Genomic DNA, 14,671 nt, shown 5'->3' on the forward strand with positions numbered 1-14,671 from the left:
GTATAGAATTAATTAATATTAATTAAATTTGTAAATAGTTAAAAAAATATATATTTCTAGTTGACGAGAGTTACTAGATGTGTTAGAATTGAAATGTTGAGTAGCTCCTAAAATAGCTACTACAACCGCACGTATAAGGTATAAAAGTGAGAAATCCACCTTATGTGGCGAGTCTTAGTAAAAAATATTTAAGGAGGTGCAGATATGTACGCAGTAATTAAAACAGGTGGAAAACAACTACGTGTTGAAGAAGGACAAACAATTTTAGTTGAAAAATTAGCAGCTGAAGTTGACTCTACAGTTACTTTTGATGAAGTAGTATTAGTAGGTGGAGAAACAACAAAAGTTGGAGCTCCTTTAGTAGCTGGTGCGACAGTAACAGCTAAAGTAGTTGCTCAAGGTAAAGGTAAAAAAATCACAGTATTTAAATACAAACCTAAAAAGAACAATCACCGTAAATTAGGTCATCGTCAACCTTTCACTAAATTAGTAGTTGAAAAAATTAACGCTTAATCATGATTAAGGTGGAAATTATTAAAGAAGTTGATAATATTAAACAAGTCACAGTAGATGGTCATGCAGATTTTGCTGAACATGGTTCAGACATTGTATGTGCAGGGGTATCAGCAGTGGTATTTGGATTAATTAATTCAGTAGACGTATTAGATGATGATGTTCAGTTTGATATTTCTGCAAATGAAGATGAGACAGGGCATTTAACATATAGATCACTTAAATCTACAGAGAAAGAGCAACTTCTACTTAATGCAATGTTAATAGCATTAAAAACAATTGAAGAAAATTATTCAGAATATATAACTATTGAAACAAGAGAGGTGAACTAGAGATGATGTTAAAATTAAATTTACAATTCTTCGCATCTAAAAAAGGGGTAGGTTCTACTAAAAACGGACGTGACTCTGAATCAAAACGCTTAGGTGCTAAAAGAGCTGACGGTCAGTACGTAACTGCAGGTTCTATACTTTACAGACAACGTGGAACAAAAATTTGGCCAGGAACTAACGTAGGAAAAGGTGGAGATGATACACTATTTTCACTAGTTGATGGTGTTGTACGTTTCGAAAGATACGGACGTAGCCGTAAAAAAGTTTCTGTATATCCACAAGCATAGTAAAATAAGAAATATCTATAGTAAATTATTACTATAGATATTTTTTTATTTATGTATAAATTCATATGCTGTAACAGTATTTTAATATAAATAATAGTTGTATTTTTCATCTATATATGTTAAACTCAATCTGTGCATTTGACATTGCACATATACATTTTCAGGAGGAAAAAAATGTCAGCGTTAGGACAAGAAATTTTATTTTCTTTTTTAGGTGGACTAGGTCTTTTCTTATTTAGTATTAAATACATGGGGGACGGTCTACAATTAATAGCGGGGGATAAAATGCGTTATGTCTTAGATAAGTATACTTCTAAGCCTTTAATGGCATTACTCGCAGGGATTATAGTAACTATATTAATCCAATCAAGTACAGGAACTATTGTTATTACAGTAAGTTTGGTAGGAGCAGGTTTATTAAAAACAAAACAGGCCATAGCGATAGTTATGGGATCTAACATTGGTACAACTCTTACATCTTTTATTATAGGGTTTAACGTATCGCAATATTCACTACCACTTATATTTTTAGGAGCAGCGTTTTTATTCTTTACAAGAGCAAAACTAATTAATAATATTGGTCGTGTTATTTTTGGGTTTGGTGGAATTTTCTATTCGTTAAAAATGATGTCTACTGCAATGGGGCCTTTAAAATCAATGGAATGGTTCCAAACAATATTAACTCACATAGATGACAGTGCGTGGGTTGGAGTAGGAGTAGGTACATTTTTAACTGTTTTAATCCAATCTTCTGCAGCGACAATTGCGATTGTACAAAACTTGTATGCGGAACATGCGCTTAATCTACATGGTGCAATCCCAGTAATCTTTGGGGATAATATTGGTACTGCTATTACAACAGCGGCACTTGCTATCGTAGGAACTAATATAGCGGCTAAACGTGTTGCTATATCTCACGTAATGTTTAATATAATTGGTACAGTAATATGTTTAATTTTATTACAACCATATATATCGTTTGTAGGACTAGTAGAAGCTAAACTTGGTTTAGAACCTAAAATGGCTATAGCGTTTGGTCATGGTACATTTAATATCTTTAATACAATATTACAATTTCCATTTATTTGGCTACTTGTTAAAATTATTACTAAGATTATTCCAGGTGAAGATGAGCAAATTAAATACTCTACACAATACCTTGATAAATCATTAATTGCAAGTGCACCTGCAGTTGCATTAGGACAAGTAGAAAAAGAATTTGTTGAAATGTTAACATTATCTAAAAAAAGCTTGAAAAACTCAGTTGACTACTTTATGACTCGCGAAGAGCGTTTTAATGAAAAAGCTGAAGTATTAGAAGATGCAATTAATACATTCGATGAAGAAATGACTAATTACCTAACTCTATTATTTAGAGAAAAATTAAGTCCTAAAGAAGGTATGGCGGCATCAATATTATTAGATGGTACACGTGATATTGAACGTATAGGAGACCACGCTCGTGATATAGTAGCTTCAGTAAATTATCAAATTAAAAAGAAAGTTAAATTCTCAGATGATGCAAAAGCTGAAGTTCAAGAATTGTACGATCTTTCAAATAGTATTATTGAGAAAACCATTCAATCATTAGAAGAAAATAATATTGCAATTGCTGGAGCAGCATTAGCAGCTTGCGAAAATATTTACGAACTTGAGAAAAAAGCACGTAAAAAACACACACAACGTATGAAAGATGGAGAATGTGAAATCTCTGCAGGTGTTGTTTATATGGACTTAATTCAACACTTCACACGTATATGTGAACACGCAAGAAATATTTTGGAAAAAGAAATCCAAGGTAATTTATAATTATGACAAATAAACAAAAAATATATTTTATAATATTTATTATTTTATTACTTATATTTTTAGTAATATATAAATTATTTAAAATACAATTAGCATAAATTTTAAGAGGTAAACATCGAATGTTAAAATTATGATGTTTATCTCTTTTTTCCTTTGTAAATAAGGGTATTCGTGATATAATAAAATAGTCGATTTATATAAAGAATTAGTAAAAATAATTGAAAGGAAATTAAGATGTTTCAAGAAAAGAAAGTATACACAACTAAGTGGGCAGGTAAAGAATTAACTGTTGAAATAGGAGAAATGGCAAGACAAGCAAATGCTGCAGTAGTAGTTAAGTATGGAGATACAGTTGTTTTAACTACAGCGGTAGCATCTAAGGAAGCAAAAGATGTAGACTTTTTCCCATTAACAGTTAACTATGAAGAAAAAATGTATGCTGTAGGAAAAATACCAGGTGGATTTTTAAGAAGAGAAGGAAGACCTGGAACAGAAGCTACATTAGCTGCTCGTCTTATAGATAGACCTATTCGTCCACTATTTGAAGATGGTTTCAGAAATGAAGTTCAAGTTATATCTACAGTATTGTCAGTAGAATATGATTGTGATCCTGTAATGGCAGCAATGTTAGGAAGCTCATTATCTTTATCAGTATCTAACATTCCTTTTAAAGGACCGATTGCTGGTGTGACAGTAGGCTATATTGATGGGGAATACATTATTAATCCTAATATTGAACAATTAGAAAAATCTGAAATTGACCTAAAAGTTGCAGGAACAAGTGATGCAATTAATATGGTAGAAGCAGGTGCTAAAGAAGTATCAGAAGAAATCATGCTAAAAGCAATTATGTTTGGTCACGAAGAAATCAAACGTTTAATAGCATTCCAACAACAAATTGTTGATGAAATTGGTCAAGAAAAAATGGAAGTAGAACTTAAAGTTATAGATGAAAAAATCTATAATGAGGTTTTAGAATTAGCATTATCAGAAATGAAATCTGCGATTTCTATTAAAGACAAACAAGAAAGAGATGAAGCTATTTCTACTGTTAAGGAAAAAGTAGTAGCTATATTTGAAGAAAGAGCAAGTGAAGAAGATGAACTAGATATAGTTAAAGAAGCTAAATTATCTCTTGATAAGATTGTTAAGGATGAAGTTCGACGTGAAATCACTGAAGATAAAGTTAGACCAGATGGGCGTGCATTAACAGAAATTAGACCATTAGCATCAAGAATTGATGTATTACCAAGAACACATGGTTCAGCATTGTTTACTCGTGGTCAAACTCAATCATTAGGGGTTGTTACTTTAGGTAATTTATCAGATGAGCAAATTATTGATGACTTAACACAAGAGGAAAATAAACGCTTTATGCTACATTATAATTTCCCAGCATTCTCTGTAGGAGAAGTAGGATTCAGTCGTGCTCCTGGTCGTCGAGAAATTGGACATGGTGCATTAGGTGAAAGAGCTCTTGCACAAGTAATACCATCAAAAGAAGATTTCCCATATACAATCCGTATTGTATCAGAAATCTTAGAATCTAATGGTTCAAGTTCACAAGCAACAATATGTTCAGGGTCTATGGCATTAATGGCGGCTGGTGTACCTATTAAGGCACAAGTTGCTGGTATAGCAATGGGATTAGTGAAAAAAGATGAGCATTATACTATTTTAACTGATATTCAAGGTATGGAAGACCATTTAGGAGATATGGACTTTAAAGTAGCGGGTACTACTGAAGGTATTACAGCTTTACAAATGGATATTAAAATAGATGGTTTAAGCGAGCAAATTTTAAAAGAATCACTTGAACAAGCACGTATCGGAAGACTACAAATTTTAGATCATATGAACGAAACAATAAGTGCTCCACGTGAAGAAGTTTCAACTTATGCACCTAAAATTAAAATTATTAAAATTAAACCAGAAAAAATTAAAGATGTTATTGGATCTGGTGGTAAAGTTATTAATGAAATTATTGAAAAAACAGGTGTCAAAATTGACATTGAGCAAACAGGAGAAGTGTTCATCTCTTCACCTGAAATCGATGGAATTAATAAAGCAATCGAGATTATTGAGAATATAACTCGTGAAGCTGAAGTAGGAGAAATTTATTTAGCAGAAGTTAAACGAATTGAAAAATTTGGTGCATTTGTTGAATTATTCCCAGGAGTTGATGCTCTTGTTCATATTTCTAAATTAGCTGCTGAGCGTGTAAATAAAGTTGAAGATGTTGTTAAAGTGGGAGATACTCTAAAAGTTAAAGTAATCAAAATTGATGAAAAAGGTCGAGTAGACGCAACAGCTCACTTCTAGGAGATTTATATGGAGTTATTTGAAAAAGAACGTCGTGGAATATATGTATATTTCAAAAGTTTTAAAGATTTAAGTAAACTTGAAAAATATGGAAACTTTATTTCATATTCTAAAAAAGGAAGGTATGCATGTATCTATGTTGATGAAAATAGAATAGATAGTATAGTAGCGGACCTTAAAAAGAAGAAATTTGTTAAAAAGATAGAAATTTCAGAGATGTCTGATTTACATCTTAGTTTTGAAAACTTTGATAATAAATTGGATAATACTAGGTAGTTTATAGTTTTTAAGGGAGGAGAAATCCTCCTTTAATTGTATTCAAACTACATTCTTGTGTGAGGATTAAATGAGAGTTATAGCCGGGAAGTATAAATCAATAAAATTAAATTCAGTAGACGGTATGAATACAAGACCAACGACTGATAAAATAAAAGAAAATTTATTTAATATGTTAGACTGTGAAGGTAGAGTGTTAGATTTATTTGGTGGCACTGGCGGTCTAGGAATAGAAAGTTTAAGTAGAGGAGCGGATTATGTAACTTTTATAGATGGTAGCAATAATGCTATAAAAGTTATTCGTTCAAATATAGAAAAGTGTAGAATACCAAAATCAGATTATGATATATATCGAAATGACTACAAAAGAGCATTAAAGATATTAGGTAAAAAAGGAGAGAAGTTTGATTTAATATTTTTAGATCCACCATATGATAAGGGACTAATTAATCAAGCTATTAGTTCTATATTAGAAAATGATATATGCAATGATGGCTGTTTAATAGTATGTGAGAAAAGTGTGGATGAGGTTGTTGAATCGAAGTTTGAAAAATTAGAACTAGTTAAAGAAAAAAAATATGGGATAACAAATATAATTATCTTTGAGTATATGGAGAATTAATTAGATGAAAAGAAAAATTGCAATAGTACCTGGGAGTTTTGATCCTATTACTTACGGTCATATTGATATAATAAAAAGAAGCGCACAGTTATTTGATGAGGTCATAGTTGCTATTTTAGTAAACCCTGATAAAAAATATTTATTTACATTAGAAGAACGTGAAGAAATGATTAATGAATCTATAAAAGATTTTAAAAATGTCAAGGTTGATTCATTTTCAGGGTTATTGGTTAATTATGCTAAAAAAGTCAACTCTACAGTTATAGTTAGGGGACTAAGAGCAGTTTCAGATTTTGAATATGAAATGCAGCTTACTTTTATGAATAAGGCACTGGATGACAATATAGAAACATTTTATATGATGGCCAATAAACAGTATTCATTTATAAGTTCAAGTATAGTTAAAGGCGTTTCAGGGTTTGGGGCAGACTTATCAAAATTTGTTCCTAAACATGTGGAAGAAAAACTAGAGAAAAAGGTGAAGGAGAGAGAATAATAGTGAATAAAATTCTTTTTACTGGTGGTGGCTCTGCGGGACATGTCTCGGTTAACGTAGCGCTTATTCCGGAGTTTAAAAAACATGGTTACCAGATATCATATATTGGTAGCAAAAAAGGAATAGAAAAGGAAATGATTGAAAATATAAATGATGTAAAATATCATGCTATAAGTTCAGGAAAACTAAGGAGATATTTTTCTTGGGAAAACTTTATAGACCCATTTAAAGTATTAAAAGGTATTTTAGATTCAATTTTTATTATAAAAAGAGAGAAGCCAGACTTTATTTTTTCAAAAGGTGGTTTTGTAAGTGTTCCTGTTTGTGTAGCAGCACGTTTATTAAAAGTTCCTGTTGTTCTTCACGAATCTGATTTAACTCCAGGATTAGCAAATAAAATAAATATAAAGTTTAGTAATCATATCTTTACTACTTTTGAAGATACATTAAATTATTTACCAAAAGGTAAGGCAAGTTTAATAGGTGCTATCGTACGTGATGCTATATACGGTGGTAGTAAGGAACGTGCTTATCAATTTACAGGATTTAGCGAAGGAAAACCTGTTATTCTAGTTATGGGAGGATCTTTAGGTTCAAAAATACTTAATGATTATATTTGGGATAATATTGAAGAGCTAACTGAAAAGTATCAAATAATACATTTAGTTGGAAAAGGATTATTAAATAAAGACATAAATGTTGAAGGTTATAATCAATACGAATTTTTATCTGCAGAGTTATTTGATATTTTTAAAATCGTAGATTTTACAATTTCTCGAGCTGGTGCAAATGCTCTATATGAGTTTTTAGCATTAAATATTCCTGCTATATTAGTTCCATTAGGAACTAATCAAAGTAGAGGAGACCAAATAGAAAATGCTAAGTTTTTTGAGAAAAATGGCTTTGCTCTTGTTTTTCAAGAGGATGACTTCAAGGACTTAGAATTAACAAAGGTTGATGATTTTTATAATAGTTTAAATGATTATAAAAATGCGATGATAAAATATAAAGATGAGAAAAAAGTAATTAATAATGTAGAAGATTTTTACAATAAAATATTAAAGGAAGTAGGAGGTAAATAATAATGAAAAAGTTAAAATTTTATACCTATTTAAAAATAATAGCTTTTCTTTTATTAATGTTTGTAGCAATAGCTTATCCTAAGAATGTTTTTGATGTGATAATCGCTGATTTAATTGAAATAAAAGTATTAGCTACAACAGCTAAGATTATATCTTTAGTGTTTAATGATAAATTGTTATTATTAATAATGATTTTATTATCAGTATTTTTAGTGTGGATTAAAGAAGTGAAAAAAGCAGTATTTATATTCTTTAGTGCAGGTATTGGTGGTTTCTTGTTATTTGCAATTAAGTATTCTGTTCAACGAGTAAGACCTTTACCAGAAGTGCATGATGGATTTAGTTTTCCAAGTGGACACTCTACATTTGTAGCATTATTCTTCTTGGCATTATTATTTATAATTAATAAGAAAGAAATTCTGTCTGCAATAGCAACATTTGCAATAATTGCTGTACCAATTTCAAGAATGGTACTGGGGGCACATTTTTTAAGTGACGTTATTGCGGGAGTACTACTTGGTAGTATAGTTGTAGATGTTATGAAAGTATATTATATAGATATATACAATATAATTGTAAGGAAATTGGGGAAAAATAAATGGATAAATTAAGATCAAGAGAGGGAATAGTTGCCATATTTTTAGCTGTAATTCACTTTATTTTATGGTACTATTTTGCTTATATAAAATATGCTGGAGTAGATGTAAAAGATTATAAATATATACTAGGATTACCAGAATGGTTCTTCTATAGCTCAGTTGTAGTAAGTATATTTATAATTATTATGGTTATTATCTTTACTAACTTCTTGTTTAATAAAGATATAGAGAAGGAGAATAATAATGAAATATAATGTAGATTTTAAAATTCTTCTTTTGTTTACGTTTATATTTTTAGGTATTATTCTCTTACCTTTAATATTAAATAAGACAGCAAAAAATCATCATGGTTTTTTTGAAAAATATTATTTGGCAGATAGAAAAGTGAGTGGAATAGTTTTAGCTATTACATTAATGTCAACATATGGATCAGCTTCAACGTTTTTAGGTGGACCTGGGGTAGCTTATAAATTAGGGTATGGTTGGGTATTACTAGCTGTAATTCAGGTAGTTACTGGATACTTTGTATTATTAGTGCTCGCTAGAAAATTTAAAAAAGAAGCAAAACGTATAAATGCTATAACTATAAGTGACTATTTAAAAAATAGATATAAATCTAATATTGTTGCTTATCTTTCAACATTTGCAATGATTATTTTCTTAATTGCTGCAATGTCAGCTCAATGGGTTGGAGGAGCTAAACTATTAGTTGCTTTTACAGGTATTAGTTATAAGACGGGTGTTATATTGATATCTGTAATTATAGTGTTTTGTGTAGTATTTGGTGGATTAAAAAATATTTTAATTACTGATATGATTCAAGGTCTAATAATGATTTTTTCAACAATTATATTGTTATACTCAGTGATTTCATTTGGTGGAGGAATTGAAAATATAACAAATAATTTAGTTTCAATTAATGAAAAAATATTAACTCCTTTTGGAGCGGATGGCAGTTTAACTGCAAAATATGTATCATCATTCTGGGTATTAGTTGGGGTCGGAGTTATAGGTATTCCTCAGATTGCAATTAACTCGATGTTGTATAAAAACACAAGAAGCTTAAAACAATCAATAATTATTGGAACAATAGTTATTTTCATTGTAATGTTTGGTGTACATTTAATAGGTGTTATGGCTAGAGGTGTTTTTCCAGATATTAAAGATTATGACTCTGTAATACCAATAATTACATTAAGAGTACTTCCTTGGTACTTAGCAGCAATTGTCCTTGCAGCTCCAATGGCAGCAATTATAACAACGGTTAATGCTCAATTTTTATTAATATCATCAGCTCTTGTTAAAGATTTATTATTTAATACAAAAATTGTAAAAAATAGTATTACAGGTAAAAAAGTCCCAGTTTTTGTTTACACAATAAATATTATTGTTATTTTACTAATAATGTTTATTAGTATGAGACCACCTAGTTTAATAGTTAATGTTAACTTATTTGCTTTTGGAGGTCTTGAATCAACATTCCTATGGCCTATTCTTTTAGGTTTATATTGGAAATATGCTGAAAAAATAGGGGCAATAGCATCGATAGTAGTAGGTTTAGTAAGTTATATTATTTTCAAAAATATATATGTTATAAAATCAATTGAACCAGTAGTAATTTCATTAACATTATCATTTATTGTATTTGTTATTATATCAATGGTTATAAATAAAAAAAATTGCAAAAATAGTAATATTATAATAAAATAAAAGAGTATATAAAAGGAGGAAATACAATGGCTAAAAAAGTTATAGTTAAACACACTGATGCAGAGAAGTTTAAAGTAAGTGACATGTTAACAATTGGAAAAGTTTATGAAGTTGTAAATGAAACAGAAGAATATATATTCATAAGAGACAACAGTGGTAAAATTGGTGGATATTACCATGACTATTTTGAAGAAGTTTCGGAATAGACGGTAGGACTTTTATATGGATAAAAAGAGTATAAAAAATTCTGTACTAGTTGTTATCTTTGTTGTATTAGCTCCACTTATTCTTGTAGGTTTGACTGCATTAGGTAATACTATTGGTATTAAAGGTAATCCTTCTACAAATGCAACACAAACTACAGAAAAAGCAGCAAAAGTACCTGAAGAAACAAAATCAACAACAAATAATGATATACCTAAAGCAGATGATAAAAAAATCTCAAATAGTACATCATCAAATAATAAAGATAAGAATCAAAACTCAGGAACAGTAAGTTCAACGCCTATAGCAGGACAGAGTTATGTGGTAAAAACAGGGGATACATTATTTACGATAGCCTCAAGTGCATATGGTGAAGGAAATGCACAAAGTGGAATAGATAAGATAAAACAAGCAAACAACATGAATAATAATAATTTGACTGTTGGACAAAAAATTCAAATTCCAAAATCATAAGAAAAGAATCATCATTAAAAGAAATTTCTTCTAATGATGATTCTTTTTATTTTTCTAAATCTTTATTAAGTTGTTCTAATTTTGCTAAAAGTGTATCTATTTGTGCATCTGATAAGCTAAGACTAACTCTAATATAATTTTCGCCTCCACTTCCAAAAACATGACCAGGCATAGTAACTATTCTATATTGTTTTAATAACAATTCGAAGAAACTTTGACTATCAAATCCTTCTTTTACTTTTAACCAAATAAAAATACTACCTTCCGGTTTGAAGTAAGAATAACCTAGTTCATCTAGTTTATTAGTAATTTTCTCAATTCTATTTTTAAATGTATCTTTAATATTTGAAGTAAGTTGTTTATGATTTTTTAGTGCAGTTACTACAGTATCTTGAATTGCTCCATAAATATTAGCGTGGAAAATAGAGTTATATACTCTAAGACCTTCAATGATTTCTTTATTTCCGACAGCAAACCCAATTCTAAGACCTGAAATAGAGAAGTTTTTAGAGAAAGAAAAGAATTCTATACCTACATCTTTTGCTCCTGGAGTACTAATAAAACAAGGTGATGAACCTTCATTATAATAAAAATCTGAGTAGGCATGGTCTTGTACTACTATAACATTGTTTTCTTTAGCCCAACTAACAGTTTCTTCATAAAATTCTTTTGTTGCAACGGCTCCAATAGGGTTAGAAGGGTAGTTTAGGAAAATTAATTTTCCTTTTTCAACTAGATTATTTGGTATTGAAGAATAATCTACTAAGTAGTTATTTTCTTCTTTTAACTGTATTTCTTCGTAGTTAGCTTGTGCAAGGGCAATACCTTGTATATAATCAGGGTAGCTAGGGACAGGAAGCAAAACAGTATCATCTTTATCCAATAATACGGAAGGAACACTAGATAATCCAGATTTAGTTCCAAATACTAGAGCAATCTCATTTTTTGGATCTGCATCTATTCCGTATGTTTCTTTAAGCCAAAGAGAAATTTGATTAAGTAAGGTTTCTTTACCATCAAAAGCTCCGTATCTCATATTTTCAGGTTTTCTAATTGCTTTTTCTAATGTCTCTAATAAAAGTTCTGGGGTATCAGAGTCTGGAACTCCGATACCCGCATTTAATAATGGTATATTACTAGAACTTTCTTCAGAGATTAATTTAAAAATTGGATAAAAAACATTTTCTGGAACATTTTTTAATGTATTTGATAATTCAATTTTCATAATTAATCACGTCCTAATCTATTATTTTTCAGGTTTGTCAAAACCTTTGAATTCTTTATCAATTATTTCATCAAATTCTTTTGATTGAACAATTTCAATTAAGTCTTTTGAAAGTTGTGAATCTTTATTTGCAGTAGTCACAACAATGTTATTTCGGTTATTTTCATTCATTTTTTCTAATTTTAATGCTTTAGTTAAATCGAATTTTGCTGCTAAAGCGAAGTTTCCAGGTACTGCAGATAATGTAGTACTGCTTAGTGAACGAGCAAGTTGACCAGCTTCTAATTCAGTGAATTTAAGATTTTTTGGATTTTCAATTACATCGTTTTTAGTAATTTTTAATACATCAGTATCTGGTTTAATTTTAATTAGGTCAGCAGCGGCTAATAATGCATAGGCACGAGCTGCATTTGATGGGTCGTTTGGTAAAGTTACTTCAGCTCCATCAGGTAAATCTTTAAGATCTTTTACTTTATCAGAATAAAGTCCCATTGGTGCAGTTGGAACAGGTGCAAGAGCAGTTAAGTCCATATTATTTTGCTCAGCAAATTTTTTCATATATATTTTGTGTTGGAATAAGTTTGCATCTAATTCACCACTATTTAAAGCTTTGTTAGGTTGAATGTAATCAGAAAACTCAGTAACCTTAACGCTATATCCTTTTTTCTCAAGTAGAGGTTTTATAGCTTTATTTACCATATCTGCATATGGTCCAGATGTAGCACCAATTTTAACTTCTTTTTTATCACCACTTGAATTTGAGCTAGATTTAGAAGCTCCACATGCAGTAAGTGATATTGCTAATAGTGCTGTAAAAGCAATTGTTAATATTTTTTTTAGTTTTGTCATAATAATGAATCTCCTTATATTAATTTTTTTTGAATTTTTTTGAAATATAATTTCCTATATATTGTGTAATTTGAACAAGTATTATTAATAATATTACTGTAACCCACATTGTAAAGTTATCGAAACGATAGTACCCATATCTTATAGCAAGGTCACCGATTCCTCCGCCTCCGACAACTCCAGCCATTGCTGAAAATGCGATAAGATTAATTAAAGTCAGAGTAATTGATTGAATTATACCAAACATTGCTTCAGGGATAAGTACTTCTCTTACGATTAGAGGTAAAGAGGCTCCTGATGCTACGGCTGATTCAATAATACCGTAGTCTATTTCATTAAGAGATGTATCGACTAATCTTGTAAATAAAGGTATAGCAGCAACAGTTAACGGAACTATAGCTCCAGTAGGACCTGTAGATTTACCTAGTAAAAATAGGGTGAATGGTATTAAAAATACTAGTAATATAATAAATGGTATAGAACGTATTGTATTAACAATAAAGTCAACAGTTTTGTATATAAAAACATTTTTAAATAACAGTCGGTTGCTTGTTAAAAATAATACGATACCTAGGAATAAACCAACAATAACAGTGATTACTATCGAAACACTTATCATATAAAGTGAATCAGCAAATGATTGAATAAGTTCAGGTTGTAAATTATTCCATTGTTCAGCTAAACTAAGATTATTCTCCATAAACTTTCACCTCCACATCACTAATGTCACTAATAAGATGGTTGACAAAATTCGAACAGTTTTGCTCATCACCTGTAACTGCAAAAGTAAGGCTACCTAATTGTTTATTTTGAATATATTCAATTCTTCCTGCTAGTATATTTGTAGTAACTTTATATTTATTTGCTAATGTTTGAATTACTGGTTCTTTTGCTGCATCTCCTTTAAAGATAACTTTAATTACAGTTTCATCTTTGTATTGTTCTAAAAACTGTTCTTCAAAATCATCGTCACTATGTAAGTTCGAAATAAACTCTTTCATTAGTTTAGTTTTAGGGTTAGAGAAAACATCATAAGCAGAGCTTAATTCAATAATTTCACCATTTTCCATAACAGCAACTTTATCACAAATTTGTTTTATAACTTCCATTTCATGAGTGACAAGAATAATAGTAAGTCCTAGTTTTTTATTGATTTCTTTCAATAATGAAAGAATTTGTTTTGTTGTAACTGGATCTAGTGCACTTGTAGCCTCATCGCAAAGTAATACTTTAGGATTATTTGCTAGCGCTTTAGCTATTCCAACACGTTGTTTTTGACCACCTGAAAGCTGACTAGGGTAAACATTTTTCTTGTCAACTAGTCCAACAAGTTCAAGTAATTCATCGATACGTTTTGGGATTTCATCGGCTTTAGCGTCTCCAGCTTTAAGGTTAAAGGCGATGTTTTCACCAACAGTTTTAGAATTTAATAAGTTAAATTGTTGGAAAATCATTCCTATTTTTTGTCGATAGATTCTTAAATCCTGTCTATTTAGTTTATTGACAACTTGCCCATCAACAACTACTTCACCACAAGTTGGCGTTTCTAGTAAATTAATACATCTTAATAGAGTACTTTTACCAGCACCAGAGTAGCCGATTATACCGAAGATTTCTCCTTCTTTAACATGAAGGTTTGTTGGTTTTAAAGCTACAATTTCTTTTCCTTTCTGATGGAATGTTTTTCCAACACCATTCAGATTTATCATAAAATTCTCCTTTCTTTATATGAAAAAAAGACGTACCTTAGCATAAGCTAAAGGACGTCTTAACGTGATACCACCTTTATTTGTACAATAATCACTTATTATACCTCTATAAGTTACTTTCATAACTCATGCTATAACGGGCATACCCGTAGTATAAATACT

Annotated in this window: 18 protein-coding genes and 1 other annotated feature; of the genes, 14 read left to right on the forward strand and 4 right to left on the reverse strand. The window is 30.1% G+C overall.

What is annotated here, in order from left to right; translation table 11 throughout:
* Positions 1–113: 113 nt before the first annotated feature.
* Positions 114–185 (forward strand) — a sequence feature (ribosomal protein L21 leader region).
* Positions 186–204: 19 nt separating this feature from the next.
* From rplU to T369_RS0104340, 14 genes are all read left to right on the forward strand, one after another.
* On the forward strand, positions 205–513 hold the full coding sequence (rplU, locus tag T369_RS0104275) for a 50S ribosomal protein L21 (protein ID WP_003144981.1): 309 nt from the start codon (positions 205–207) through the stop codon (positions 511–513).
* Between the two features lie 2 nt (positions 514–515).
* Positions 516–845: a ribosomal-processing cysteine protease Prp gene (locus T369_RS0104280; RefSeq protein ID WP_031552187.1), complete on the forward strand. Its 330-nt coding sequence runs from the start codon at positions 516–518 to the stop codon at positions 843–845.
* 5 nt (positions 846–850) lie between these two features.
* Complete coding sequence (gene rpmA, locus T369_RS0104285; RefSeq protein ID WP_031552190.1) at positions 851–1,132, forward strand: 50S ribosomal protein L27; 282 nt, start codon at positions 851–853, stop codon at positions 1,130–1,132.
* 174 nt (positions 1,133–1,306) lie between these two features.
* Positions 1,307–2,941, forward strand: coding sequence for a Na/Pi cotransporter family protein (locus T369_RS0104290; RefSeq protein ID WP_031552194.1), 1,635 nt, complete (start codon positions 1,307–1,309; stop codon positions 2,939–2,941).
* 234 nt (positions 2,942–3,175) lie between these two features.
* On the forward strand, positions 3,176–5,263 hold the full coding sequence (pnp, locus tag T369_RS0104295; protein ID WP_031552197.1) for a polyribonucleotide nucleotidyltransferase: 2,088 nt from the start codon (positions 3,176–3,178) through the stop codon (positions 5,261–5,263).
* Positions 5,264–5,272: 9 nt separating this feature from the next.
* Positions 5,273–5,539 carry a DUF2129 domain-containing protein gene (locus T369_RS0104300; RefSeq protein WP_006363463.1) on the forward strand — a complete coding sequence of 89 codons (267 nt, stop codon included), beginning with the start codon at positions 5,273–5,275 and terminating at the stop codon, positions 5,537–5,539.
* Positions 5,540–5,609: 70 nt separating this feature from the next.
* Entirely contained in the window at positions 5,610–6,161 is a 552-nt protein-coding gene (rsmD, locus tag T369_RS0104305; RefSeq protein ID WP_031552201.1) for a 16S rRNA (guanine(966)-N(2))-methyltransferase RsmD, read from the forward strand.
* Between the two features lie 4 nt (positions 6,162–6,165).
* Positions 6,166–6,657 carry a pantetheine-phosphate adenylyltransferase gene (gene coaD / locus T369_RS0104310; protein WP_031552203.1) on the forward strand — a complete coding sequence of 164 codons (492 nt, stop codon included), beginning with the start codon at positions 6,166–6,168 and terminating at the stop codon, positions 6,655–6,657.
* 2 nt (positions 6,658–6,659) lie between these two features.
* The gene (locus T369_RS0104315) at positions 6,660–7,739 is read left to right on the forward strand and encodes an undecaprenyldiphospho-muramoylpentapeptide beta-N-acetylglucosaminyltransferase (RefSeq protein ID WP_031552206.1); all 1,080 of its coding nucleotides are present in this window, start codon (positions 6,660–6,662) and stop codon (positions 7,737–7,739) included.
* A 2-nt stretch (positions 7,740–7,741) separates the two neighbouring features.
* Positions 7,742–8,350 carry a phosphatase PAP2 family protein gene (locus T369_RS0104320; RefSeq protein ID WP_031552209.1) on the forward strand — a complete coding sequence of 203 codons (609 nt, stop codon included), beginning with the start codon at positions 7,742–7,744 and terminating at the stop codon, positions 8,348–8,350.
* The gene (locus T369_RS0104325) at positions 8,338–8,592 is read left to right on the forward strand and encodes a DUF997 family protein (RefSeq protein ID WP_031552212.1); all 255 of its coding nucleotides are present in this window, start codon (positions 8,338–8,340) and stop codon (positions 8,590–8,592) included. The genes T369_RS0104320 and T369_RS0104325 overlap by 13 nt, the downstream gene beginning before the upstream one ends.
* The gene (panF, locus tag T369_RS0104330) at positions 8,582–10,048 is read left to right on the forward strand and encodes a sodium/pantothenate symporter (RefSeq protein WP_031552224.1); all 1,467 of its coding nucleotides are present in this window, start codon (positions 8,582–8,584) and stop codon (positions 10,046–10,048) included. The genes T369_RS0104325 and panF overlap by 11 nt, the downstream gene beginning before the upstream one ends.
* Before the next feature lie 26 nt (positions 10,049–10,074).
* On the forward strand, positions 10,075–10,254 hold the full coding sequence (locus tag T369_RS0104335) for a DUF6501 family protein (RefSeq protein WP_031552227.1): 180 nt from the start codon (positions 10,075–10,077) through the stop codon (positions 10,252–10,254).
* Between the two features lie 16 nt (positions 10,255–10,270).
* Positions 10,271–10,726 (forward strand): LysM peptidoglycan-binding domain-containing protein, encoded by a 456-nt coding sequence (locus T369_RS0104340; protein ID WP_031552230.1) that lies wholly within the window; start codon positions 10,271–10,273, stop codon positions 10,724–10,726.
* Positions 10,727–10,772: 46 nt separating this feature from the next.
* Here the strand turns inward: T369_RS0104340 and T369_RS0104345 are convergent, their stop codons facing one another.
* From T369_RS0104345 to T369_RS0104360, 4 genes are read right to left on the reverse strand one after another with little or no spacing between them, the layout of a single operon-like run.
* Positions 10,773–11,951 carry an aminotransferase class I/II-fold pyridoxal phosphate-dependent enzyme gene (locus T369_RS0104345; RefSeq protein ID WP_031552232.1) on the reverse strand — a complete coding sequence of 393 codons (1,179 nt, stop codon included), beginning with the start codon at positions 11,949–11,951 and terminating at the stop codon, positions 10,773–10,775.
* Between the two features lie 21 nt (positions 11,952–11,972).
* The gene (locus T369_RS0104350) at positions 11,973–12,800 is read right to left on the reverse strand and encodes a MetQ/NlpA family ABC transporter substrate-binding protein (protein WP_031552234.1); all 828 of its coding nucleotides are present in this window, start codon (positions 12,798–12,800) and stop codon (positions 11,973–11,975) included.
* A 19-nt stretch (positions 12,801–12,819) separates the two neighbouring features.
* Complete coding sequence (locus T369_RS0104355; protein WP_006363452.1) at positions 12,820–13,500, reverse strand: methionine ABC transporter permease; 681 nt, start codon at positions 13,498–13,500, stop codon at positions 12,820–12,822.
* A complete protein-coding gene (locus tag T369_RS0104360; protein ID WP_031552236.1) occupies positions 13,490–14,509 on the reverse strand; it encodes a methionine ABC transporter ATP-binding protein in 1,020 nt (339 codons plus the stop codon). Before T369_RS0104360 ends, T369_RS0104355 begins: the two co-directional genes overlap by 11 nt.
* Positions 14,510–14,671: the final 162 nt, after the last annotated feature.

Source organism: Gemella sanguinis ATCC 700632, from assembly GCF_000701685.1.
GTDB lineage: Bacteria > Bacillota > Bacilli > Staphylococcales > Gemellaceae > Gemella > Gemella sanguinis.